Below are 25101 nucleotides of genomic sequence, written 5' to 3'. Positions count from 1 at the left end.
CATGATCATGAATAGTCATGAGCCTGGCATCTGTTTTCTTTCGCCACAGACGAATGCAAGGGGGGCCAATGAGACGAAGAGCGAGATCGATCCTCGCAGCGACCTCACTCCTGATCGCAGGACTGACAGCCGCGCCGATCGCCCGCGCGGACCAGGGCGCAGAGGACGGCGGACTCTCCGTTTGGCAAGCGAAAGTCACCAAGGCGCAAGTGCCGCTGCTCCTCGCGGCCGGCGCCGACGGCCATGAACTGACCGCACAGGTACCCGACAAGGGCACCGCCACCGTCGAGCTGTACCTCACCGACGACCAGGCCCGGCAGTTGCGGGCCCAGCACATCGACCTCACCGAGCACACCGTGCCTGCATCCGCGGCACGGCGTACGGCTGCGGCGGGCGACGGAGTCTTCCGCCCCTACAGTGGCGCGAGCGGCCTCAGGGCGGAGATCCTCGCGGCCGCCGCGGCCCATCCGTCGATCACCAAGGTCGAGAGCATCGGCAAGACCGTCAAGGGCCAGGACATCCTCGCCCTGAAGCTCACCAAGGGCGCCAAGAAGCACGCCGACGGCGCCAAACCCGCCATGCTGTACATGTCCAACCAGCACGCCCGTGAGTGGATCACCCCGGAGATGACCCGGCGGCTGATGCACCATTACCTCGACGGGTACGGCAAGGACAGCAGGATCACGAAGATCGTGGACACCACCGAGGTGTGGTTCCTGCTCTCCGCCAACCCCGACGGCTACGACTACACCCACGAGTCGCCGGCCAACCGGCTCTGGCGCAAGAACCTCCGGGACAACAACGGGGACGGCAAGATCACCGCCGGTGACGGCGTCGACCTCAACCGCAACTTCGCCTACAGGTGGGGCTACGACAACGAGGGTTCGTCGCCCAACCCCGCCAGCGAGACCTATCGTGGCCCCGGCGCCTCGTCCGAGCCCGAGACGGTGGCACTCGACCGCTTCCAGAAGCGCATCGGCTTCGAGTACGGCATCAACTACCACTCCGCGGCCGAACTGCTGCTGTACGGAGTGGGCTGGCAGGTCGCCACGCCGACCCCCGACGACGTCCTCTACACCGCACTCGCCGGTACGCCGGACAACTCCGCCGTCCCCGGTTACTACCCTCAGGTCTCCTCCGAGCTCTACACCACCAACGGCGAAGCCGACGGACATGCGGCCAACGTCAACGGGATGATGATGTTCACCCCGGAGATGAGTACCTGTCAGACGGTTTCCAACAGCGTTCCGGACGACCCCTGGAAAGCCCAGGACTGCCAGTCGGGCTTCAACTTCCCCGATGACGAGAAGCTGATCCAGGCGGAGTTCGCCAAGAACGTCAACTTCGCGCTCTCCGTCGCGGAGACCGCCGTCCACCCCGACCAGCCGTCCTCACCGGTCGGACTGACGGCGCCGGACTTCACGATCGACCCGTTCACCACCTCCTACGCCCGCGGCCGTGACCAGGAGGTGTCCGTCACCGTCCGCAAGTCCGTACGCGACAAGGAGCTCAAGTACCGCGTCAACGGCGGCCGTACGCACGACATGGCCCTGCGGCCATGGAAGGGCGGTGAGACGTACGGCGGCGAGGACAACATCCGCTTCGACCAGTACCGGGCCAAGGTCAAGGACGGAGACGTCGGCGACAAGGTCGAGGTCTGGTTCACCGGAGAGACCCGGAGCGGAAAGCGCACGTCCAGCGAGCACTTCACCTACACCATCGCCCCCCGGCCCAAGGCCGACACCGTGGTGGTCGCGGAGGAGGGCGCTCCCGCCCAGCACGCGAAGGCGTATGTCGACGCGCTGAGCGCCAACGGCCGCAGGGCCATCGTCTGGGACGTAGCCACCCAGGGCGCCCCGCATCCCCTCGGAGTGCTCGGCCACTTCTCCACCGCCGTCCACTACACCGGCGCACAGGCCCCCGGCGGCCCCACCCAGTTGGCCCTGCGCGACTTCCTCAACGAGGGCGGGAAACTGATCGAGGCCGGCGAACTGGCCGGTGGGAACGCCCAGGTCGGCAGGGCGGCGACCAATGACTTCAGCCAGTACTACCTCGGTGCCTACGGGCGCGCCTCCGCTTCCACGGCGGGCGGCTTCACCGGCGCGGGCGACCTCGCCGGATCCGCCGGTGCGCTCGCCGGCGCCGCCGGCAATCCGCTGAACGCGGCAGGTGCGTACACGGTCACCTCCGACACTCTGCCCGCAGACCGGTTCCCCCAGTTCGCCAGTGCGCAGGCGGGCCGGTACAGCGGGGTGACCAACCCCTACGCCCCCTACGCGGGCCAGTGGATGGCCTCGGCCACCCATGACGACAACGACTGGAAGCGCCTCACCAGGACCGTCGACCTCACCGGCGTCAGCGCCGCCGACAGTCCCAGGCTGAAGCTCGCCCTCAACTGGAACACCGAGCCGGGCTACGACCACGCGGTGCTCGAAGCCCGGACGGCCGGCGCGGAGGACTGGACGACGCTGCCCGAGGCGAGCGGACTGACCAGTACGGCCGTCCCCGAGGAGTGCGAGGCCGGCTTCTTCGTCAACGGCCATCCCTTCCTGCGCCACTACCTCACCCTCGCCGCAGGGGGCTGCACCGCGACCGGCTCCAGCGGGGCGTGGAACAGCTTCACCGGTTCGTCCGGCGGCTGGAAGCAGGTCTCCTTCGACCTGAGCGCGTACGCGGGCAAGAAGGCCGAGCTGTCGCTCAGTTCCCTCACCGACCCGGGCAGCGGCGGACGCGGAGTCTTCGCCGACAACGCGGCCCTCGTCGTCGGCGGATCCGAGAAGGACAGCGAGGGCTTCGAGACCTCGCTCGGCAGCTGGACCACCCCCGGTGCACCGGAGGGCAGCCCGGCGATCGAGGGCGACTGGGGACGGTCCGGTGAACTGTTCGTCTCCTACGCGGCCGTCACCACACGCGACACGGTTCTGCTGGGCTTCGGACTCGAGCACGTCACCGAACCGGCGGTCCGCGCACAGATCACCGGAAAGGCACTGAGAGCACTGCTTCGCTGACGCTGGGTGACCTTCGCCCGGACGGGATCGGCGGCGCGAATCCTACTCATGGGTACGGGCCGCCGTCTCGTTTCCCCTTCGTGGCCGATGTCACTGCACGGCCCCCGGGGAGGTAGGGTCATAAGCGGTCGGGGACATCCCTATACATGCTCGCCGGGCGCTGACACCCGGCGTACCTAACGAGGAGATCGGTTCGTGACGATCCGCGTAGGCATCAACGGCTTCGGCCGCATCGGCCGTAACTACTTCCGCGCGCTCCTGGAGCAGGGTGCAGACATCGAGGTCGTGGCCGTCAACGACCTGGGTGACACCGCGACCACCGCCCACCTGCTCAAGTACGACACCATCCTGGGCCGCCTCAAGGCCGAGGTCAGCCACACCGCCGACACGATCACGGTCGACGGCCGCACGATCAAGGTGCTCTCGGAGCGCAACCCGGCCGACATCCCGTGGGGCGACCTCGGTGTCGACATCGTCATCGAGTCGACCGGCATCTTCACGAAGAAGGCCGACGCCGAGAAGCACATCGCCGGCGGCGCGAAGAAGGTCCTCATCTCGGCCCCGGCCAGCGACGAGGACATCACCATCGTCATGGGTGTCAACCAGGACAAGTACGACGCGGCCAGCCATCACGTCATCTCCAACGCCTCCTGCACCACCAACTGCGTGGCGCCGATGGCCAAGGTCCTCGACGAGAACTTCGGCGTCGTCAAGGGTCTGATGACCACGGTCCACGCCTACACCAACGACCAGCGCATCCTGGACTTCCCGCACAAGGACCTGCGCCGCGCCCGTGCCGCCGCGGAGAACATCATCCCGACCTCGACCGGCGCCGCCAAGGCGACCGCCCTGGTCCTGCCGCAGCTCAAGGGCAAGCTGGACGGTATCGCCATGCGCGTCCCCGTCCCGACCGGCTCCGTCACCGACCTCGTCGTCGAGCTCGACCGCGAGGTCACCAAGGACGAGATCAACACCGCCTTCCAGAAGGCCGCCGAGGGCGAGCTGAAGGGCATCCTGGAGTACACCGAGGACCCGATCGTCTCCTCGGACATCGTCAACTGGCCGGCCTCCTGCACCTTCGACTCGAAGCTCACCATGGCCCAGGGCAGCCAGGTCAAGATCGTCGGCTGGTACGACAACGAGTGGGGCTACTCCAACCGCCTCGTCGACCTGACCGTGTTCGTCGGCAACCAGCTCTGATCATCGGCCGGTAGCACATCGATGTGAGCAGCAGGGCTCGGCCAGCGCAAGGACGCGCTGGCCGGGCCCTGTAGCGTGTCCTCGCCCTCTCTAGGAGTCATCACAGCATGAAGACGATCGACGAACTCCTCGCCGAAGGAGTGACCGGCAAGCGGGTCTTCGTCCGCGCCGACCTCAATGTGCCGCTCGACGGCGCCACCATCACCGACGACGGCCGTATCCGCGCCGTGCTGCCCACCGTGAAGGCCCTCGTCGACGCGGGTGCCCGGGTTGTCGTCGCCTCCCACCTCGGCCGCCCCAAGGGTGCACCGGACCCCGCCTTCTCGCTGGCCCCGGCGGCCGCGCGCCTCGGTGAACTGCTGGGTGCCGACGTCGCGTTCGCGACCGACACGGTGGGTGAGTCCGCGCGTGCGACGGTGGACGGTCTCTCCGACGGCCAGGTCGCCGTGATCGAGAACCTCCGCTTCAACCCCGGTGAGACCGCCAAGGACGACGCCGAGCGCGGCGCCTTCGCCGATCGGCTCGCCGCCCTCGCCGACGTGTACGTGGGCGACGGGTTCGGTGCCGTGCACCGCAAGCACGCCTCGGTCTTCGACCTCCCGGCCCGTCTGCCGCACGCCGCCGGTTATCTGATCACCACCGAGGTCGGTGTGCTCGAGAAGCTCACCGAGGATGTCAGGCGGCCCTACGTGGTCATCCTCGGCGGCGCCAAGGTCTCCGACAAGCTCGCCGTCATCGACCAGCTGCTCGGCAAGGCCGACCGCCTGCTGATCGGCGGCGGGATGGCGTACACCTTCCTCAAGGCCAAGGGTTACGAGGTCGGCATCTCCCTCCTCCAGGAGGACCAGATCCCGGTCGTCACCGAGTACATGGAGCGGGCCGAGAAGGACGGTGTCGAGCTGGTGCTGCCGGTCGACGTCCTGGCTGCCCGGGAATTCCCCGACCTGAAGACGAAGGCTCCCGCCGAGTACGAGGTCGTCGACGCCGACAAGATCCCCTCCGACAGGGAGGGCCTGGACATCGGCCCGAAGACGCGCGAGCTGTACGCGTCGAAGATCTCCGACGCCGAGACCGTCTTCTGGAACGGTCCGGTGGGCGTCTTCGAGCACCCCGATTACGCGGGCGGTACCCGCGCGATCGCCCAGGCGCTCGTCGACAGCAAGGCCTTCACCGTCGTCGGCGGCGGCGACTCGGCCGCCGCCGTCCGTACGCTCGGCTTCGACGAGAACGCATTCGGCCACATTTCGACCGGTGGCGGCGCGAGCCTCGAGTACCTCGAGGGCAAGACGCTTCCGGGTCTCGCCGCACTGGAGGACTGATCTACCGATGACTGCATCCACACCTTCTGGCCGCACCCCGCTGATGGCGGGCAACTGGAAGATGAACCTCAACCACCTCGAGGCCATCGCCCATGTCCAGAAGCTCGCCTTCGCCCTGGCGGACAAGGACTACGACGCCGTGGAGGTCGCCGTTCTGGCGCCCTTCACGGATCTGCGCTCCGTGCAGACCCTGGTGGACGGCGACAAGCTGAAGATCAAGTACGGCGCCCAGGACATCTCGGCGCACGACTCCGGTGCCTACACCGGTGAGATCTCGGGCCTCATGCTCGCCAAGCTGAAGTGCGCCTACGTGGCCGTCGGTCACTCCGAGCGACGCCAGTACCACGGTGAGTCCGACGAGCTCTGCAACGCCAAGGTGAAGGCCGCCTTCAAGCACGGCCTGACCCCGATCCTCTGCGTCGGCGAGGGTCTGGACATCCGCAAGGCCGGACAGCAGGTCGAGTACACGCTGAAGCAGCTCGACGGCGGACTGAAGGACGTACCGGCCGAGCAGGCCGAGACGATCGTGATCGCGTACGAGCCGGTGTGGGCCATCGGCACCGGTGAGGTCGCCACCCCCGAGGACGCCCAGGAGGTCTGCGGGGCGATCCGCGGCCGGCTGGCGGAGCTGTACGACCAGGACGTGGCCGCCAAGGTCCGGATCCAGTACGGCGGCTCGGTGAAGGCCGGGAACGTGGCAGCGATCATGGCCCAGCCCGATGTGGACGGGGCGCTGGTCGGCGGCGCGGCGCTGGACGCGGACGAGTTCGTCAAGATCGTCCGGTTCCGTGACCAGTGAGTAGGCCGTAGCGGCGATCCCGTCGTACGCTTGCGGGGGCCGGGCCTCTCTGTCCGGCCCCCGGTTCTTGATCAGCCGCCGGGTTTGATCAGTTGCTTTTCTTCTGTCCAGTCGTGTCCCGTCCGAGGAAGTTGGTCCAGCCGTGATTATGGGGTTCTCGATCGCCCTGATCGTCTTCAGCCTGCTGCTGATGATGCTGGTGCTGATGCACAAGGGGAAGGGCGGCGGCCTCTCCGACATGTTCGGTGGCGGTATGCAGTCTTCCGTCGGCGGCTCCTCGGTCGCCGAGCGCAACCTCGACCGCATCACCGTGGTGATCGGTCTGATGTGGTTCGCGTGCATTGTCGTACTTGGTCTGCTGATGAAGCTGGACAGCTGACACATCGCGGGCGTCCCTGGGGTGGGGGTGTAACTCCAATCACTGGACGCGCGTTGGGCCTTACGTAGACTGGGGCATCTTCGAGCACCATCACGCAGGGAGTTACGACCGTGGCAAGTGGCAACGCGATCCGGGGAAGCCGGGTCGGAGCGGGGCCGATGGGGGAGGCTGAGCGGGGCGAGTCCGCACCGCGTCTCCGCATCTCCTTCTGGTGCTCGAACGGGCACGAGACGCAGCCCAGCTTCGCCAGTGACGCACAGGTTCCGGAGCACTGGGACTGCCCGCGCTGCGGGTTCCCGGCCGGCCAGGACCGGGACAATCCGCCGGACCCGCCGCGCACCGAGCCGTACAAGACACATCTGGCGTATGTGCGCGAGCGGCGCAGCGACGCCGACGGAGAGGCGATCCTCGCCGAGGCGCTCGCCAAGCTCCGGGGTGAGATCTGATCGGCTGACGTTCGCCGACTGACAACGGGCCCGGCCTGTGCGGGAATCGACCGATTCCCGCACAGGCCGGGCCCGTTGCCGTGTTCCGCCACCGCCTCCGGCCTCCTCTGCGTGGTCGCGCACCGGAGGTCCGGCCGCCGGACGGTCGGCCGGGGCTCGGCAGGGTTGTGGTCCTGAAGCAGGGGGCCGGGCAGTGCAGTCAGGGGGATTGTCAGTGCCGCCCTCTACGGTCGTGTGCGTGGGACGGCAGACGGCTCGAGGGGGAAGCACGTGACGACGACGGAGGCGGTGAGGCCCACCCGGGCCGTGCCCGCTTGGCGGGGCGGATTCGGACGGCTCTGGACGGCAGCGGTCGTGTCCAGAGCGGGTGACGCGCTGCGGACGGCCGCCATGCCGCTGCTCGCCGCCTCTCTCACCGACGACCCTCTGCTCATCGCCTCGGTGACGGCGTGCGGTTATCTGCCGTGGCTGCTCTTCGGACTGCTCGGCGGCGCGCTCGCCGACCGCGTCGACCAGCGCCGGGCCATGTGGGCCGTCGATCTGGTCCGAGGCGCACTGATGGCCGCTTTCGCCCTCGCTGTCGCCTTCGGGCATGCGACGATCGCGCTGCTGATCGTCGTGGCCTTCGTGCTCACCTCGCTCCAGACGCTCTTCGACAACGCGGCGACGGCCCTGCTGCCCTCGCTGGTGCCCGCACAGGCACTCGGCAGCGCCAACGCACGTCTGCAGACCGGACAACAGATCGCCGGCACCTTCCTCGCGGGACCGCTGGTGCCGGTGCTGCTCGCCGTGGGCGCGTCCGCCCCGTACGCGGCGGACGCGGCGACGTACGGGCTCGCGGCGCTCCTCGTGGCATCGCTGCGGCTCGCGGGCCCCGAGCGGGAGCCCCGCAGTCCCGGCGCGACCCTGAGGGGCGACATCGCCGAAGGCATCCGCGCCCTGTGGCAGGACCGGACCCTGCGGGCGCTGTGCACGGCCACCACCCTGTGCAACATCGGGATGGGGGCGCTCATCGCCACCCTGGTCCTGCACATGACCGGCTGGCTCGACGCCGGCAACGCCGGCTACGCCGCAGCGGTCACCGCCTACGGGGCCGGCAGCATCGCCGGAGGACTGCTCGCCCGCCGTCTGGCGGACCGGATCGGCAGGATGCGAAGCGTGTTCCTGGCCGGGGCCGTTCAGACCTGCTGCCTCCTGCTGATGGGAACGGTCCGTGAACTCTGGGCGGCGATCGCGGCGATGGTCCTGTTCGGTCTGATGGGACTGGTGTGGAACACCCATCAGGTGACGCTGATACAGGAGCGGAGCCCCGGCGGGTTGCTCGGCCGGATCAGCTCCGCCTTCCGCACCGCGGCGATCGCCGGCGCTCCTCTGGGAGCGCTGCTGGGCGGGGCGGCAGCCGCCGCCTGGGGGCTGAACACTCCGGCCCTGCTCGCTGCGGGGCTGTTCGTCCTCGCCCTTGCCGCGCTGGCTCCTCAGATCAATTAGGTTGGTGGGGCGCGGGGCCTTCAGACAGGCAAGAAAGAAGTGGGCTGATGTCAGTGAACGCAGCAAGCCGTACCAGGCTCGACCGGACACCCGAATGGGCCGCTCTGGGCCGGCACCGCGAGCAGCTCGGCGACACACATCTGCGGAAGCTGTTCGCCGCCGACGCCGGCCGCGGCAGCCGTTACACCCTCCAGGTCGGCGACCTCCGGCTCGACTACTCCAAGCACCTGGTGACCGACGAGACCCTGGCACTGCTGCACACGCTGGCGGAGGCCGTCGACGTCGCCGGGCTACGCGACGCCATGTTCCGCGGCGAGAAGATCAACAGCACCGAGCAGCGGGCCGTACTGCACACCGCGCTGCGTGCGCCGCGCGACGCCGTCATCGAGGTCGACGGTGAGAACGTGGTGCCCCGGGTGCACGCCGTGCTCGACAAGATGAGCGCTTTCTCCGAGCGGATCCGCTCGGGCAGCTGGACCGGCCACACCGGAAAGCCCATCAAGAACGTCGTGAACATCGGCATCGGCGGTTCCGACCTCGGCCCCGCGATGGCGTACGAGGCGCTGCGCTCGGTCACCGCACGGCATCTGACGTTCCGCTTCGTCTCCAACGTCGACGGCGCCGATCTGCACGAGGCGGTCCGGGACCTCGACCCGGCCGAGACCCTCTTCATCGTCGCCTCCAAGACGTTCACCACCATCGAGACCGTCACCAACGCCACGTCGGCCCGCGACTGGCTGCTCACCGAGCTGAAGGCCGACCAGGAGGCCGTGGCCAAGCACTTCGTCGCCCTGTCGACCAATGCCGAGAAGGTCGCGGAGTTCGGCATCGACACGGTCAACATGTTCGAGTTCTGGGACTGGGTCGGCGGTCGGTACTCCTACGACTCGGCCATCGGCCTCCCCTTGATGATCGCCATCGGCCCCGAGCGCTTCCGTGAGATGCTCGACGGCTTCCACCTCGTCGACGAGCACTTCCGCACCGCCCCTGCCGCCGGGAACGCGCCGCTGCTGCTCGGCCTGCTGGGTGTCTGGTACCGGGGCTTCTACGACGCCCAGGCCCACGCCGTGCTGCCGTACTCGCACTATCTGAGCAAGTTCACCGCGTATCTGCAGCAGCTCGACATGGAGTCCAACGGGAAGTCGGTGGACCGCGAGGGCAACCTGGTCGACTGGGCGACCGGCCCCGTCGTCTGGGGCACGCCCGGCACCAACGGACAGCACGCGTACTACCAGTTGCTGCATCAGGGCACCACGTTCATCCCGGCCGACTTCATCGGCTTCGCCCGGCCCGTCGAGGACCTCGGCCCGGGGCTCGCGGCCCAGCACGACCTGCTCATGGCCAACTTCTTCGCGCAGACACAGGCGCTGGCCTTCGGCAAGACCGCGGACGAGGTACGGGCGGAGGGCGTCGCCGAGGAGCTCGTGCCGCACAAGACGTTCGCCGGGAACCACCCGACGACCACCGTCCTCGCGGACGAGCTGACCCCGTCCGTCCTGGGGCAGCTGGTGGCGCTCTACGAGCACAAGGTGTTCGTCCAGGGAGCCGTCTGGAACATCAACTCCTTCGACCAGTGGGGAGTCGAGCTCGGCAAGGTCCTCGCCAAGAGGATCGAGCCGATGCTGACCGAAGGCACCGGCACGGAGGATCTCGACAGCTCGACCGCCTCGCTGGTGGCCACCTACCGCGCTCTGCGCGGACGGTCCGGCGAGGCTCCCGGGATGTAGGGGGCGGATCCGATGACGGGGGAGGAGACCGTGCGGCTGCGGCCGCCGAACAACACGCTGAGCGAACGGGCACCCGGCTGGTGGCGCGCCCAGCTGCTGATCGCCACCGCCCTGGTGGTGACCGCGCTGGGCGTGCCGGCCGCGTTCGTCGAACCGGCGCGGACCTGGCTGCTCGTCGCCGCGGCGGCGGTGGCGGCCATCGGCCTGGCCTGCACGGTCTTCTTCCCCGCCTGGTGGTACCGCGTGCACCGCTGGGAGGTCACGGACGAGGCGGTGTACATCCGCACCGGCATGCTGTGGCAGGAATGGCGGATCGCCCCGATGTCCCGGATCCAGACCGTGGACACCGTGCGCGGGCCCATGGAGCGGGCCTTCCGGCTGGCGACCGTCACCGTCACCACCGCTTCCTCCCGGGGTGCGCTCAGGATCGCGGGCCTCGACCACGAGCTCGCGGCGGACCTGGCCGGACAGCTGACCAGGGCCACCCAGGCCACGCAGGGCGACGCCACATGAGCGAGGACTGGCGCAGGCTCGACCGGCGCACCGTCCTCGTCACCGCCGTCGTCATGACCGGGGTGGCGGGCGGTGTGGCCCTGCCCGTCTTCGCCGGCCTCGCCGGCGGAGCGATGCCCTGGTGGCAGGCGCTCGGCTGGGTGCTGGGCGGAGCCGTCCTGCTGATCGCGGCGGGCACGGCCGCCGACCAGGTGCGCTGGCGGCGCACGCGGTACCGCATCGGGCCCGAGCGCGCCGAACTCCACACCGGACTGCTGCTGACCAAGCGCCGCTCACTGTCCCGGGAACGCATCCGCAGCGTCGACCTGACGGCCAATCCGCTGCAGCGCGTACTGGGACTGGTCAAAGTCCGCATCGGCACCGGCGAACACACCGGCATCGGCGAGTCCACGCTCGAACTCGACCTGGTCACCACGGCGGAGGGCGAGAGGCTGCGGCGCGAGCTGCTGGCCCGTACCCCGGCGGCCGGGCCCGGAGCGCATCCGGACGGTGTGCTGGCCGCCTTCGACCCCCGCTGGATCCGGTACGCGCCGCTGTCCTTCGTCACCGTGCTGCTCGGCGGAGCGGCCGTCGGTGCGGTGATGCAGGTCAGCGAATGGTTCGGGGTGCAGGGAGAAGTGATCGACTGGGCCGCCGAGCGGTTCAGGGACACCTCGGTGCTCCGGGCGGTGGCGGTACTCGCCGCCGCAGCGCTGGTCGCCGGGCTGGTCGGTGCCCTCGGGCTCTGGACCGAGATGTGGTTCGGCTACCGCCTGGAGCGGGAGCCGGGCGGCACACTACGGGTCCGCCGGGGACTGCTGACCTCCCGTTCGCTGTCCATAGAGGAGAAACGGCTGCGCGGGGTCGAGCTCGTCGAACCGCTCGGCGTAAGGCTGTTCGGCGCCGCGCGGGTGGACCTGGTCGCGACGGGCCTCTCGAACGACGAGGACGACACCCACACCGACATCAAGGCGCTGCTGCCGCCGGTGCCGCGAGTCACCGCGGACGTGGTCGCCGCCCAGGTGCTGAGGGAAGCCGCCGCGCCGACGAGCACGGCCCTCACCCCGCATCCCCGCGCCGCCCGCACCCGGCGGCTGCGCTGGTCGCTGACGGCGGCGCTGCTCGTACCCGCCCTCCTCGCCGTGCTGGGCGCGTTGCTCACCGACGTGCTGCTCTACGCCGCGGCGGTCTGCGCGGTGGTCCTCCCGCCCCTCGCCGTGCTGCTCGCCCTGGACGCCTACCGGAGCCTCGGGCATGCGATCGGCGGCGACTATCTCCTGGCCCGCTCGGGCACGGTACGGCGCGGGACCGTCGCCCTCCAGCGTGGCGGGATCATCGGCTGGACCCTCAAACAGTCCTGGTTCCAGCGCCGGTCCGGGCTGCTCACCCTGACCGCGACCACGGCGGCGGGCGCGGGCGCGTACGCGGTGTACGACGCCGACGAGCACGAGGTGCTCGACTTCGCCGCCCGGGCGGTCCCGGGACTCCTGGAACCGTTCCTGGAGCCGTCCCCGGAGCGGCCGGACGCACGGAGCCATCCGTAGTCCCGGCGGCTGCGTTCGGGACCACAGCACCGAACTCCGGCGCAGCGCGGACAGAGGACGGCCGCTGTGACCGCCAGGCCCCTGAGCCGGACCGTCTCGTGCACGCGCCTGCCCGGCGGCGCCCCCCCTACGCCGACGGCCCGGTTCCAGCGTGGAAACCGGGCCGTGGCCGAGGGCCTGAGGAACTCAGGGCGACGCGGGGGGATACAGCCCGCGAGGCAGCTGGGACGCGGCCGCCGAGTCGAGGAGCCACAGTGTCCTCGACCGGCCGTAGGCGCCCGCCGCCGGGGCCTGGATCTCTCCCGCGCCCGACAGGGCGATCCGCGCCGCGTTCGCCTTGTCCTCGCCGGCTGCGAGCAGCCACACCTCGCGTGCCGCGCGGATCGCCGGGAGCGTCAGCGAGATGCGGGTCGGCGGCGGCTTGGGCGAGCCGTGGACACCGACCACCGTGCGCTCGGTCTCCCGCACCCCCGGATGCTCGGGGAACAGGGAGGCGACATGGGTGTCCGGGCCGACACCCAGCATCAGGACGTCGAAGGTCGGCACATCGCCGTGGTCTTCGGGTCCCGCGGCGGCCGCCAGCTCCTGCGCGTACGCGGCCGCGGCAGCGTCCGCGTCATTGCCGTACCGCCCGTCGGACGCAGGCATCGCATGCACCCGGGACGGGTCCAGCGGCACCGAGTCCAGCAGGGCCTCGCGTGCCTGGGTGACATTGCGCTCCGGATCGCCCTCGGGCACGAACCGCTCGTCACCCCACCACAGATCGAGCCGGGACCAGTCGACGGCGTCGCGCGCGGGCGCCGCCGCCAGTGCTGCCAGCAGGCCGTTGCCGTTGCGCCCGCCGGTGAGGACCACCGACGCGAAGCCGCGTGCGGCCTGGGAGTCCACGATCTTCGTGATCAGCCGGGCCGCGGCGGCCTGCGCCATCAGCTCCTTGTCGCGGTGGACGACCAGTTGGGGCGCGCTCATTTCGATGCCGCCCTTCTGGGCGGGGCCTTCGGAGCCGCCTTCTTCTGCGGCGGGGCGTCGGGCTGTGATGCCCCGGCGGGCTCCTCGTTCAGCCGGTCTACGCCGTAGCGCAGCGCCGCGGCGTATATGTCGTCCGGGTCGAGCCGCCGCAGCTCCTCCGCGATCAGCTCGGCCGTGTCACGCCGCTTCAGCGCCACCGCCCGGTCCGGCTGGCCCTCGATCGAGAGCGTCGCCAGCGAGCCGTCGGCCCGGTCCAGGGAGATCGGGCCGTTCTCGGTCTCCATGCGCACGGCAGTGAGGCCGGGGCCCGTCGACACCGAGCGCTGCACCGGCACCTTCAGCCGGTCGGCGAGCCACATGGCGAGCAGTTCGCAGCTCGGGTTGAACTCCTCGCCCTCCACCTCGACCGAGGTGACCTTCCAGGGTGCCTGGTCCAGGGCGGCCGCGAGCATCGAACGCCATGGGGTGATCCGGCTCCAGGCCAGATCCGTGTCGCCCGGGGTGTAGCTGCCGGCGCGGGCCGTCAGCTCGGCGATCGGCTGTTCGCAGGCGTAGGTGTCGGTGACCCGGCGCTGCGCCAGTGCGCCCAGCGGGTCGGACGCCGGGTCAACCGGCGCGTGCACCGGCCACCACACCACCACCGGCGCGTCCGGCAGCAGGAGGGGCAGCACCACCGAGTTGGCGTGGTCGGCGACCTCGCCGTACAGCCGCAGCACGACCGTCTCGCCGGTGCTGCCGGCGTCCGCGCCGACGCGGACCTCGGCGTCGAGGCGTGCCTTCGCCTTGTCACGCGGCGAGCGCGAGACCCTCTTGATGACCACGAGCGTGCGCGAGGGGTGCTCGCGGGACGCGTCGTTGGCGGACTTCAGCGCGTCGTACGCGTTCTCCTCGTCGGTGACGATGACGAGGGTGAGGACCATGCCGACGGCCGGCGTGCCGATCGCCCGCCGCCCCTGCACCAGAGCCTTGTTGATCTTTCCGGACGTGGTGTCCGTGAGGTCGATCTTCATGGCCGACGCCAGCTCCGTCCGTCTCGTGCGAGCATTTCGTCCGCCTCGGCCGGACCCCAGGTCCCGGCCGGGTACTGGGCGGGCCTGCCGTGCCGGTCCCAGAACTCCTCGATCGGGTCGAGGATCTTCCAGGACAGCTCGACCTCCTCGACCCGCGGGAAGAGGTTGGAGTCGCCGAGCAGCACATCGAGGATCAGCCGCTCGTACGCCTCCGGGCTCGACTCCGTGAAGGACTCGCCGTACGCGAAGTCCATCGAGACGTCGCGGACTTCCATCGACGTGCCCGGCACCTTCGAGCCGAACCGCAGCGTCACGCCCTCGTCCGGCTGGACCCGGATGACCAGGGCGTTCTGCCCCAGCTCCTGGGTGGCCGTGCGGTCGAAGGGGGAGTGCGGGGCGCGCTGGAAGACGACCGCGATCTCGGTGACGCGCCGGCCGAGCCGCTTGCCCGTGCGCAGATAGAACGGGACGCCCGCCCAGCGCCGGTTGTCGATCTCCAGCTTGATGGCCGCGTAGGTGTCCGTCTTCGACTTGGGGTCGGTGCCCTCCTCCTCGAGATAGCCGACCACCTTCTCACCGCCCTGCCAGCCCGCGGTGTACTGCGCGCGCACGGTGCCGGCCGCCAGGTCCCTCGGCAGCTTCACGGCGCCCAGCACCTTGGTCTTCTCCGCCGCGAGCGCGTCCGCCTCGAAGGAGGCGGGCTCCTCCATCGCGGTCAGCGCGAGCAGCTGGAGCAGGTGGTTCTGGATGACGTCGCGTGCGGCGCCGATGCCGTCGTAGTAGCCGGCGCGGCCGCCGATGCCGATGTCCTCGGCCATGGTGATCTGTACGTGGTCGACGTAGGACCGGTTCCAGATCGGCTCGAAGAGGGTGTTCGCGAAGCGCAGCGCCAGGATGTTCTGGACGGTCTCCTTGCCCAGGTAGTGGTCGATCCGGAACACCTGGTCCGGGTCGAACACCTCGTGGACGATCGAGTTGAGCTCCTGGGCCGAGACGAGGTCGTGCCCGAAGGGCTTCTCGATGACGGCACGCCGCCATGAACCGTTCTTCTGGTCGGCCAGGCCGTGCTTCTTGAGCTGCTTGACGACCTTGGGGAAGAACTTCGGGGGCACCGAGAGATAGAAGGCGAAGTTGCCGCCGGTGCCCTGCACCTGGTCGAGCTCGGTGATCGTCTTCTTCAGGTTCTCGAAGGCGTCGTCGTCGTCGAAGTCGCCCTGGACGAAGCGCATCCCCTGGATGAGCTGCTGCCAGACCTCTTCGCGGAAGGGCGTACGCGCGTGCTGCTTGACGGAGTCGTGGACCTCCTGTGCGAAGTCCTGGTTGTCCCACTCTCGCCGGGCGTAGCCGACGAGCGAGAAGCCCGGCGGCAGGAGCCCGCGGTTGGCGAGGTCATACACGGCGGGCATCAGCTTTTTGCGTGACAAATCGCCCGTAACGCCAAAGATCACGAGGCCCGACGGCCCCGCGATTCGCGGGAGCCGTCGGTCCGCGGCGTCACGGAGCGGGTTTGCCCCGTGTGCGGGAGTCAAGATGCTCAGCCCTCCGAAGGGGTGAGGCGCTCGAGCTCCGCCTGCGTCGACTTGAGCAGGTCGTTCCAGGCCGCCTCGAACTTCTCGACGCCCTCGTCCTCGAGCAACTGCACCACGTCGTCGTAGGCGATCCCGAGCTTCTCGACGGCGTCGAGCTCGGCACGCGCCTGCTCGTAGGTGCCGCGCACCGTGTCGCCGGTGATCTGCCCGTGGTCGGCCGTCGCGTCGAGCGTGGCTTCCGGCATGGTGTTCACCGTGCCCGGGGCGACCAGGTCGTCCACGTACAGCGTGTCCTTGTACGCCGGGTCCTTGACGCCCGTCGAGGCCCACAGCGGACGCTGCTTGTTGGCGCCCGCCTTGTCCAGCGCGGCCCAGCGGTCGGAGGCGAACACCTCCTCGTAAGCCTGGTAGGCGAGGCGGGCGTTGGCGAGGGCCGCCTTGCCGCGCAGCCCCTTCGCCTCGTCGGTGCCGAGCGCGTCCAGACGCTTGTCGATCTCGGTGTCCACCCGGGACACGAAGAACGACGCCACCGAACGGATCAGCGACAGGTCGAGACCGGCGGCCTTCGCCTTCTCCAGACCGGCCTGGTAGGCGTCCATGACCTCGCGGTAGCGCTCCAGCGAGAAGATCAGCGTGACGTTGACGCTGATGCCGAGGCCGATGACCTCGGTGATCGCGGGCAGGCCGGCCCTGGTCGCCGGGATCTTGATGAACGTGTTCGGGCGGTCCACCAGCCAGGCCAGCTGCTTGGCCTCGGCGATCGTCGCCGCGGTGTTGTGCGCGAGCCGCGGGTCGACCTCGATCGACACCCGGCCGTCCTGGCCGCCGGTGGCGTCGAACACCGGACGCAGCACGTCGGCGGCGTCCCGTACGTCCGCCGTCGTGATCATCCGCAGGGCTTCCTCGACCGTCAGCCGGCGCACGGCCAGATCGGCGAGCTGCTGCTCGTAGCCGTCACCGGACGAGATCGCCTTCTGGAAGATCGACGGGTTGGTGGTGACGCCCACGACGTGCTGCTGGTCGATGAGCTCGGCGAGGTTGCCGGAGGTGATCCGCTTGCGCGACAGGTCGTCGAGCCAGATCGCCACGCCTTCGTCGGAGAGGCGCTTGAGTGCGTCTGTCATGAGAGTTGCATCTCCTACTGGTCGTATACCGGCGTCAGCGCGCGGCGGCGTCAATCGATTCCCGGGCGGCGGCGGCCACCGCATCCGGGGTGAACCCGAACTCGCGGAACAGCAGCTTGCCGTCCGCCGAGGCACCGAAGTGCTCCAGCGAGACGATCCGGCCGGCGTCGCCGACGTAGCGGTACCACGTCAGACCGACACCCGCCTCGACGGCCACCCGGGCCTTGACCGACGGCGGCAGGACGCTGTCCTTGTACGCCTGGTCCTGCTCCTCGAACCACTCGGTGGACGGCATCGAGACGACCCGGGTCGCGATGCCCCCGGCCTGCAGCTGCTCACGGGCCTCGACCGCCACGTGCACTTCCGAGCCGGTGGCGATCAGCACCACCTGCGCGTCCGTGGCCTCACCGCCGGACCCCTCGGCCTCGAACAGGACGTAACCGCCCCTGGCCGCATCGTCGTTGGGCTCGTACGTCGGCACGCCCTGGCGGGTCAGCGCCAGACCGTGCGGGGCGCCCACACCGAACTCCTTCGTCCAGCGCCTGAGGATCTCCCGCCAGGCGATGGCGGTCTCGTTGGCGTCGGCCGGGCGCACGATGTTCAGACCCGGGATGGCGCGCAGCGAGGCCAGCTGCTCGACCGGCTGGTGGGTCGGGCCGTCCTCGCCGAGGCCGATCGAGTCGTGCGTCCATACGTACGTCACGGGAAGGTGCATCAGCGCGGACAGACGCACGGCGTTGCGCATGTAGTCGGAGAACACCAGGAAGGTGCCGCCGTAGACCCGGGTGTTGCCGTGCAGCGTGATGCCGTTCATCACGGCGGCCATCGCGTGCTCGCGGATGCCGAAGTGGACGGTGCGGCCGTAGGGGTTCGCCTCCGGCAGCGGGTTGCCCTTCGGCAGGAAGGACGAGGTGTTGTCGATGGTGGTGTTGTTCGAGCCCGCCAGGTCGGCGGAGCCGCCCCACAGCTCGGGGATGACCGCACCGAGCGCCTGCAGGACCTTGCCGGAGGCGGCGCGGGTCGCGACACCCTTGCCCGCCTCGAAGACCGGGAGCTTCTCCTCCCACCCGGCCGGCAGCTCGCCCGCGCGGACGCGGTCGAACTCGGCGGCGCGCTCGGGGTTGGCGGCCCGCCACTCGGCGAACCCCTTCTCCCACTCCTCGCGCGCGTCACGGCCGCGGTCGAGGGCCTTGCGGGTGTGCCCGATGACCTCGTCGGAGACCTCGAAGGCCTGCTCGGGGTCGAAGCCGAGGACCCGCTTGGTGGCCGCGACCTCGTCGTCGCCTAGCGCCGAGCCGTGCGACGCCTCGGTGTTCTGGGCGTTCGGAGCGGGCCAGGCGATGATCGAGCGCGCCGCGATGAAGGAAGGCCGCTCGGTCTCCTCCTGAGCCGCCTTCAGCGCACGGTACAGACCGGCCGGGTCGAGGTCGCCGCCGGGCAGCTGCTCCACGCGCTGCACGTGCCAGCCGTAGGACTCGTAGCGCTTCAGCGTGTCCTCGGAGACGGCCGTCTCGGTGTCGCCCTCGATGGAGATGTGGTTGTCGTCCCACAGCAGCACCAGGTTGCCGAGCTTCTGGTGGCCGGCCAGCGAGGACGCCTCGTGGGAGATGCCCTCCTGGAGGCAGCCGTCACCGGCGATGGCCCAGACGGTGTGGTCGAACGGCGAGGTGCCGGGGGCGGCGTCCGGGTCGAACAGACCGCGCTCGTAACGGGCGGCCATGGCCATGCCCACGGCGTTGGCGACACCCTGTCCGAGCGGGCCGGTCGTGGTCTCGACACCGACGGTGTGGCCGTACTCCGGGTGGCCCGGGGTCTTGGAGCCCCAGGTGCGGAAGGCCTTGAGGTCGTCGAGCTCCAGGCCGTACCCGGCCAGGTAGAGCTGGATGTAGAGGGTCAGGCTGGAGTGACCTGCGGAGAGGACGAACCGGTCACGGCCGGTCCAGTCCGCGTCGGCGGGGTCGTGCCGCATCAGCTTCTGGAAGAGGACGTACGCCGCGGGAGCCAGGCTCATGGCCGTACCCGGATGGCCGTTGCCGACCTTCTGTACGGCGTCAGCGGCGAGGACACGGACGGTATCCACGGCCCGCTGGTCCAACGCGGTCCACTCGAGATCTGTGGTGGTCGGCTTGGTGCTCACCCTGGGTCAGGGCTCCTCTCCACATGTTCGGGGCCCGGTGACTGAACAGGTGTACCGGGCGCTGTCGAGCCTACCCTCGCAGCAGCGGGCATCCCTTCGAGAGCACGTCTCTCCCCTCGGACACGGCCGACACTGCCAGGGTGCGCTCATGGGCCCGACTTCGCCTCCTGTCGGTGATCCCGTCGCTCCCGCCGCTCAATACGTGCCGTCTCCGCGGAGCGCTCAACACGACCCCACCCCCGCGAAGATCGGCATGCGGCCAGCGTCTAGAGTGGCGTGGTACGCGCGAGTCCTCACGGATGCTGATACCCCCACAGCCTTCGGGCACGGGAGGGGCCGCTCTCGAGGCTTGCTGGGAATTCTCTGTCAGGGGTGTGCGTGACGGCCGTCGAGTCCCGGCCCGCAGGGGTCGTCTTGACCACCGGCCCAGGGGGCCATCGGCCATTGGGTGCCCGCGTCAAGGCATTCGTGGCGCTCACCAAGCCGCGGATCATCGAACTGCTGCTGATCACCACGGTTCCCGTGATGTTCCTGGCAGCCCAGGGGGTGCCGGACCTCTGGCTGGTGGTCGCCACCTGCGTGGGCGGATACCTCTCGGCAGGCGGCGCCAACGCGCTCAACATGTACATCGATCGCGACATCGACGCGCTCATGGACCGCACCTCGCAGCGTCCGCTGGTGACCGGGATGGTCTCGCCGCGCGAGGGCCTGGTCTTCGGCCTCACCCTCGCGGTGGTCTCCACCCTCTGGTTCGGGCTGCTCGTCAACTGGCTGTCGGCCGCGCTCGCGCTCGGCGCGCTCCTCTTTTACGTCGTCGTCTACACGATGCTGCTGAAGCGGCGCACCGCGCAGAACATCGTCTGGGGCGGCATCGCGGGCTGTATGCCGGTACTGATCGGCTGGTCCGCCGTCACGAACTCGATGTCGTGGGCGGCGGTCATCCTCTTCCTGGTCATCTTCTTCTGGACGCCGCCGCACTACTGGCCGCTGTCGATGAAGGTGAAGGAGGACTACGCGCGCGTCGGTGTGCCGATGCTCCCCGTGGTCGCCTCCAACAAGGTCGTCGCCCGCCAGATCGTGATCTACAGCTGGGTGATGGTCGTCGTCTCGCTGCTGCTGACGCCGCTCGGCTACACCGGCTGGTTCTACACGGCGGTCGCCCTGGCGACGGGCGGCTGGTGGCTGTGGGAGGCGCACGCGCTGCAGAACCGCGCGAAGGCGGGCGCCAGGGGCGGCAAGCTCAAGGAGATGCGGCTCTTCCACTGGTCGATCACCTATGTCTCGCTGCTGTTCGTCGCGGTGGCCGTGGACCCGTTCCTGCGCTGAGGCCGTTCCTGCGCTGAGGTGCGGGCGCGCGGGCAGCAGCCCGGCGCCGTACGGTGCGGGCACGGCGTGGCCCAGGCCACGTGGCCCAGTGGTCGCCAGTGGATCTACCCGCGAGTAGCATCCAGGTCATGGCAGACACCCAGCAGGTCGACGAGACCACGCCACCGCAGGACGCCCGTGCCGAGCGCAGGGCCGCGAAGCTCGCCAAGCAGATCGGCGCCTTCGCCAAGGCGCACGGCGGCGCCGAGGGCCAGCTCGCGTACATCGGCCAGGGGGGCACCCGCATCGTGCTCGTCGGAGAGGACGGCGGCTGGGGCGACCTCGTGGCCCCGACGTACGCCATCGCGGCCAGCGCGGCCGAGAAGTCCGGCATCACGATGCACGAGTCCTTCGACGGCGACTTCGCGGCGAAGGTCCGCACCGGCCCCTACGAGTGGACCCGCATGGCGGGCATCCAGGTCGGCGGCCCCTCCAACGGCTGACGCACGGCCGGGCCGCCACCCGGGCCATCACGCCCGGGCGCCGGGCCACCGACGGCCCGACCATGCCGCGGAACAGCCCGTCGGGCCGTGTGCAACACCTCATGCGGGGCTCACCCGTTAGGACGTGTGGAAGCACGTCCCCCGCAGGGAGGCCCCGGATGATCGACACGCCGTCCTTGGTGGACCAGTACTGCCACGGCGTCCTGCGCACCGAGCTCGGTCTCGGCACCTTCGAGGCGCATCTGGGCAGGACCGCCGGGCCGCCCGCGCCGGGCACGACCTTCTTCGACACCCAGACGGGCTTCGCCGTACGGCGCTGGTGCCCGCCGCTGCTCGGGCTCGAGCCGCACTGCCCGCCGGCGCACTACCTCGCCCGCCGCCGGGAGCTCGGCGTCCTGGAATCCGGCAGACGACTGCTGCGGGCCACCGGCATCTCCACCTATCTCGTGGACACCGGGCTGCCGGGCGACATCACCGGGCTCCCCGAGATCGCCGCGGCGGGCGACGCGCAGGCGCATGAGATCGCCCGCCTGGAACAGCTCGCGGAACAGGTCGCCGACACCTCGGGCACCGTCGACGGCTTCCTCGCCAACCTCGCCGAGGCCGTGCATGGCGCGGCGGGGACCGCGGTCGCCCTCACCTCCGTCGCGGGCGTACGGCACGGACTCGCTCTCGCCCCGGAACCGCCGGGGCCGGGCGAGGTGCGGGGCGCGACGGGGCGCTGGCTGTCCGGGCGCCGGGTGGGCGGCCGGCTCACCGACCCCGTACTGCTGCGCCATCTGCTCTGGATCGCCGTCGCGGCGGGACGGCCGCTGCAGCTGCACGTCGGCGTCGACGATCCGCTGCTGCTCACCGGTTTCGCGGCGGCCACGACCGGTCTCGGCACGGATCTCGTCCTGCTGCACGGCTATCCGTACCACCGCCACGCGGCACATCTGGCGAGCGTCTTCCCGCATGTGTACGCCGACGTCGGGCCCGCGCTCGCGCACACGGGGGCGGGGGCCGCCTCCGTGCTCGCGGAGATCCTGGAGCTGGCTCCGTTCGGGAAACTGCTGTTCTCCAGCGGTTCGCGAGGGCTGCCCGAGCTCCATGTGGTCGGTGCCCGGATCTTCCGTGAGGCACTGGGGCGGGTGCTGAACGGCTGGGTCACCGACGGCGCCTGGTCCCGCGCGGACGCCCAGCGGGTGGCGGAGATGATCGCGTCGGGCAATGCCCGCCGCGTCTACGGACTGCCCGTCCAGGCCCGGACGGTGACGTCCGGGGCCGTGCGGACAGCAGGACCTACGCCGCTGTGAGCGCCTGGTCGTCCCGCAGCGTTGCGCTCACAGGGCTGCCGAACGGGCGCTCGCGCAGACTCAGCGCCAGCCGGAGCACCGCGATCCACATCAGCGAGGAACCGAGCATATGGGTGCCGACCAGCAGTTCGGGCACATCGGTGAAGAACTGCACATAGCCGACGGCGCCCTGGGCCAGCAGCACGATCAGCAGCTCCCGGGCGCGGGCGCGGGTGTCATCAGGGGCGTCCATCATCCGCAGGACCAGCCACATCGCGACGGCGAGCGCGCACACGAGCCAGGCCAGCGCGGCGTGCACATGCGCGGCGTCCACCCAGTCGAACGGCATCCGCGGCACATCGCTGCTGTCGCCGGCGTGCTTCCCCGAGCCGGTCACGGTCGTACCGACCGCGATCAGCAGCCCCGAGGAGATCAGCAGCGCCCACGAAAGCTTCCGCACCGGACGCGGCACCCGCGGGCGCGGTGCGTCGTCGCCCTCGCCCGCCCGGATCCAGGTGAGCGTGGCCACCGTCAGCAGCGCGTTGGCCGCGAGGAAGTGACCGGCGACGGTCCACGGGTTGAGGCCCGCCCACACGGTGATGCCACCGAGGACGGCATTGCTCATCACGACCCAGAACTGGGCCCACCCGAGCCGGGTGAGCCCGCGCCGCCACGGCTTGGTGGAGCGCGCCGCGATGATCGCCCAGCCGACCGCGGCCGACAGGACGTAGGTCAGCATGCGGTTGCCGAACTCGATCGCGCCGTGGATGCCCTGCTCGGGTGTGGCGAAGAGGCTGTTGTCCGTGCACTTGGGCCAGGTGTCGCAGCCGAGGCCGGAGCCGGTCAGCCGGACCGCGCCACCCGTGACGATGATGAGGACGCTCATCACGACGGCGGAGAGCGCGGCGCGCCGGACGGTCCTGGGGGACGGAGTCCAGCGACGGGCGATGAAGGCGAGGGGGGTTTGCACGGCGACTATCGTAGGCGGCCGCTTGTGCAAGCTTTCACGAGGGGGGACGCCCCGGCACGAACGGCCGTGCGGCGACAGCGCACCGCTTGCGCCCCGCGCTCACTCCCAGCGGAAGAACCTTGCCGCCGCCCCGAGCCCGAGGACCGCCCAGACCGCCAGGATCCCCATATCGCCCCAGGGCATCCCGCCGCCGTGCCGGAGCACGTCCCGCAGCCCGTCCGAGAGCGCCGAGATCGGCAGCAGGCCGAGGACCGACTGGGCCGCCTCCGGGAACTTCTCGAGCGGGACGATCACCCCGCCGCCCACCAGAAGCAGCAGGAACACCAGATTCGCCGCGGCGAGCGTCGCCTCCGCCTTCAGCGTGCCGGCCATCAGCAGCCCGAGCCCGGAGAAGGCCGCGGTGCCGAGGACGAGCAGCGCCAGTACGGACAGCGGGCTTCCCCCGGGGGACCAGCCCAGCGCGAAGGCGATCAGCGTCAGCAGGACGATCTGGAGCACCTCGGTCACCAGGACCGAGAGCGTCTTGGCCGTCATCAGCGCCCAGCGGGGCAGCGGTGAGGCACCGAGCCGCTTGAGCACGCCGTAGCGGCGTTCGAAGCCGGTGGCGATCGCCTGACCCGTGAAGGCGGTGGACATCACGGCGAGCGCCAGGATGCCGGGGGCGAGGAAGTCCACGGCGCTGCCCGCGCCCGTGTCGACGATGTCGACCGTCGAGAAGAGCACCAGCAGCAGCGACGGGATGATCACGGTCAGCAGCAGCTGCTCGCCGTTGCGCAGCAGCATCCTGGTCTCCAGCGCCGCCTGCGCCGTGATCATCCGTCCGATGGGCGCCGCGCCCGGCTTCGGCGCATAGGCGCCCGACGTGCCCGACGCGCTCGACGCCTCCGTCGTCACGTCCGTGGTCGTCTCGGCGGTCATGAACGCAGCTCCTTCCCGGTCAGCTCCAAGAAGACGTCCTCCAGGGTGTGACGCTCCACCGAGATGCCGTCCGGCATCACCCCGTGCTGTGCGCACCAGGAGGTGACCGTGGCGAGCAGCTGCGGGTCGACGGTGCCCGAGATCCGGTACGCCCCCGGGGTCAGCTCCGCCGCGGACGTCCCGTCGGGCAGGGCTTTCAGCAGTGACCCGAGGTCGAGCGCCGGCCGGCCGGTGAAGCGAAGCGTGTTCTCCGCACCGCCGCGGCAGAGCTGCTCAGGGCTGCCCTGGGCGACGACGCGGCCCGCGTCGACGATCGCGATGTCGTCGCAGAGTTCCTCGGCCTCGTCCATGAAATGGGTGGTGAGGACGACGGTCACACCGTCCGTGCGCAGTTCGCGCACCAGCTCCCAGGTGGACCTGCGGGCCTGCGGGTCGAGACCCGCGGTCGGCTCGTCGAGGAAGACCAGCTCGGGGCGGCCGACGACGGCCATGGCGAGCGCGAGCCGCTGCTGCTGTCCGCCGGACAGCCGCCGGTAGGGCGTGCGGCCGCAGGAGCCGAGGCCGAGCCGTTCGATCAGGGCGTTCACGTCGAGCGGGTGGGCGTGCAGCCTGGCCGTGTGCCGGAGCATCTCGTCGGCGCGCGCGCCCGAGTAGACACCACCGGACTGGAGCATCACGCCTATCCGGGGGCGCAGGCGCCCGGCGTCGGCGACCGGGTCGAGGCCGAGGACGCGCACGGTGCCCGAGTCGGCGCGGCGGTAGCCCTCGCAGGTCTCGATCGTGGTGGTCTTGCCGGCGCCGTTCGGGCCGAGGACGGCGGTCACCGTGCCGGCGCGGACGTCGAGGTCGAGCCCGTTCACCGCGGTCTTGGCTCCGTACCGCTTGACCAGGCTCCGCACCTGGACGGCGGACTCGTTCATCATGCGGGGAAGTCTAAGGAGCCGCGGCCGGTCCCCGGGC

At 70.2% G+C, this 25101-nt stretch carries 21 protein-coding genes; 13 read left to right on the top strand and 8 right to left on the bottom strand.

Annotation, left to right across the window (positions count from 1 at the left end; genetic code table 11):
• The first annotated feature begins 68 nt into the window (after positions 1-68).
• The 10 genes from ACTWOL_RS08620 to ACTWOL_RS08575 all read left to right on the top strand — a co-directional run bounded on the left by ACTWOL_RS08620 (position 69) and on the right by ACTWOL_RS08575 (position 12402).
• On the top strand, positions 69-3008 hold the full coding sequence (locus ACTWOL_RS08620; RefSeq protein WP_474295996.1) for a M14 family metallopeptidase: 2940 nt from the start codon (positions 69-71) through the stop codon (positions 3006-3008).
• Between the two features lie 195 nt (positions 3009-3203).
• Positions 3204-4208 carry a type I glyceraldehyde-3-phosphate dehydrogenase gene (gene gap / locus ACTWOL_RS08615; RefSeq protein ID WP_474295995.1) on the top strand — a complete coding sequence of 335 codons (1005 nt, stop codon included), beginning with the start codon at positions 3204-3206 and terminating at the stop codon, positions 4206-4208.
• Between the two features lie 107 nt (positions 4209-4315).
• Positions 4316-5527, top strand: coding sequence for a phosphoglycerate kinase (locus ACTWOL_RS08610; protein ID WP_474295994.1), 1212 nt, complete (start codon positions 4316-4318; stop codon positions 5525-5527).
• 7 nt (positions 5528-5534) lie between these two features.
• Positions 5535-6326 (top strand): triose-phosphate isomerase, encoded by a 792-nt coding sequence (gene tpiA, locus ACTWOL_RS08605; RefSeq protein ID WP_474295993.1) that lies wholly within the window; start codon positions 5535-5537, stop codon positions 6324-6326.
• Positions 6327-6474: 148 nt separating this feature from the next.
• Positions 6475-6705, top strand: coding sequence for a preprotein translocase subunit SecG (secG, locus tag ACTWOL_RS08600; RefSeq protein ID WP_474301119.1), 231 nt, complete (start codon positions 6475-6477; stop codon positions 6703-6705).
• Positions 6706-6815: 110 nt separating this feature from the next.
• Positions 6816-7151 carry an RNA polymerase-binding protein RbpA gene (locus ACTWOL_RS08595; protein WP_338675831.1) on the top strand — a complete coding sequence of 112 codons (336 nt, stop codon included), beginning with the start codon at positions 6816-6818 and terminating at the stop codon, positions 7149-7151.
• Between the two features lie 270 nt (positions 7152-7421).
• Positions 7422-8639, top strand: coding sequence for an MFS transporter (locus ACTWOL_RS08590; protein WP_474295992.1), 1218 nt, complete (start codon positions 7422-7424; stop codon positions 8637-8639).
• 47 nt (positions 8640-8686) lie between these two features.
• Positions 8687-10366: a glucose-6-phosphate isomerase gene (pgi, locus tag ACTWOL_RS08585; RefSeq protein WP_474295991.1), complete on the top strand. Its 1680-nt coding sequence runs from the start codon at positions 8687-8689 to the stop codon at positions 10364-10366.
• Between the two features lie 12 nt (positions 10367-10378).
• Entirely contained in the window at positions 10379-10879 is a 501-nt protein-coding gene (locus tag ACTWOL_RS08580) for a PH domain-containing protein (protein WP_474295990.1), read from the top strand.
• Entirely contained in the window at positions 10876-12402 is a 1527-nt protein-coding gene (locus ACTWOL_RS08575; RefSeq protein ID WP_474295989.1) for a PH domain-containing protein, read from the top strand. Before ACTWOL_RS08580 ends, ACTWOL_RS08575 begins: the two co-directional genes overlap by 4 nt.
• 186 nt (positions 12403-12588) lie before the next feature.
• Here ACTWOL_RS08575 and pgl read toward each other — a convergent pair whose 3' ends face one another.
• Genes pgl through tkt form a run of 5 tightly spaced genes read right to left on the bottom strand, consistent with a single transcriptional unit; the run spans position 12589 to position 19171 of the window.
• Positions 12589-13371 (bottom strand): 6-phosphogluconolactonase, encoded by a 783-nt coding sequence (gene pgl / locus ACTWOL_RS08570; protein WP_474295988.1) that lies wholly within the window; start codon positions 13369-13371, stop codon positions 12589-12591.
• Positions 13368-14381: a glucose-6-phosphate dehydrogenase assembly protein OpcA gene (gene opcA, locus ACTWOL_RS08565; protein WP_474295987.1), complete on the bottom strand. Its 1014-nt coding sequence runs from the start codon at positions 14379-14381 to the stop codon at positions 13368-13370. Before opcA ends, pgl begins: the two co-directional genes overlap by 4 nt.
• The gene (gene zwf / locus ACTWOL_RS08560) at positions 14378-15910 is read right to left on the bottom strand and encodes a glucose-6-phosphate dehydrogenase (protein WP_474295986.1); all 1533 of its coding nucleotides are present in this window, start codon (positions 15908-15910) and stop codon (positions 14378-14380) included. Before zwf ends, opcA begins: the two co-directional genes overlap by 4 nt.
• 5 nt (positions 15911-15915) lie before the next feature.
• Positions 15916-17034, bottom strand: coding sequence for a transaldolase (gene tal, locus ACTWOL_RS08555; RefSeq protein ID WP_474295985.1), 1119 nt, complete (start codon positions 17032-17034; stop codon positions 15916-15918).
• A gap of 34 nt (positions 17035-17068) precedes the next feature.
• Positions 17069-19171, bottom strand: a complete 2103-nt coding sequence (tkt, locus tag ACTWOL_RS08550) for a transketolase (RefSeq protein WP_474295984.1) — start codon at positions 19169-19171, stop codon at positions 17069-17071.
• A 363-nt stretch (positions 19172-19534) separates the two neighbouring features.
• On the opposite strand from tkt, the gene ACTWOL_RS08545 reads away from it, so the two are divergent.
• The 3 genes from ACTWOL_RS08545 to ACTWOL_RS08535 all read left to right on the top strand — a co-directional run bounded on the left by ACTWOL_RS08545 (position 19535) and on the right by ACTWOL_RS08535 (position 22274).
• Positions 19535-20497, top strand: a complete 963-nt coding sequence (locus tag ACTWOL_RS08545; RefSeq protein WP_474301118.1) for a heme o synthase — start codon at positions 19535-19537, stop codon at positions 20495-20497.
• Between the two features lie 128 nt (positions 20498-20625).
• On the top strand, positions 20626-20979 hold the full coding sequence (locus tag ACTWOL_RS08540) for a hypothetical protein (protein WP_474295983.1): 354 nt from the start codon (positions 20626-20628) through the stop codon (positions 20977-20979).
• 158 nt (positions 20980-21137) lie between these two features.
• Complete coding sequence (locus tag ACTWOL_RS08535; RefSeq protein WP_474295982.1) at positions 21138-22274, top strand: amidohydrolase family protein; 1137 nt, start codon at positions 21138-21140, stop codon at positions 22272-22274.
• On the opposite strand, the gene ACTWOL_RS08530 is transcribed toward ACTWOL_RS08535, so the two are convergent.
• From ACTWOL_RS08530 to ACTWOL_RS08520, 3 genes are all read right to left on the bottom strand, one after another.
• The gene (locus ACTWOL_RS08530; protein WP_474295981.1) at positions 22261-23223 is read right to left on the bottom strand and encodes a COX15/CtaA family protein; all 963 of its coding nucleotides are present in this window, start codon (positions 23221-23223) and stop codon (positions 22261-22263) included. The genes ACTWOL_RS08535 and ACTWOL_RS08530 overlap by 14 nt on opposite strands.
• Positions 23224-23322: 99 nt before the next feature.
• Positions 23323-24141, bottom strand: coding sequence for an ABC transporter permease (locus tag ACTWOL_RS08525; protein ID WP_474295980.1), 819 nt, complete (start codon positions 24139-24141; stop codon positions 23323-23325).
• On the bottom strand, positions 24138-25064 hold the full coding sequence (locus tag ACTWOL_RS08520; protein ID WP_474295979.1) for an ABC transporter ATP-binding protein: 927 nt from the start codon (positions 25062-25064) through the stop codon (positions 24138-24140). The genes ACTWOL_RS08525 and ACTWOL_RS08520 overlap by 4 nt, the downstream gene beginning before the upstream one ends.
• Positions 25065-25101: the final 37 nt, after the last annotated feature.

This window comes from Micromonospora sp. IBHARD003, assembly GCF_056106285.1.
The sequence above is the reverse complement of the archived record's forward strand: the minus strand, read 5'-3'. Positions and strand labels throughout refer to the sequence as shown.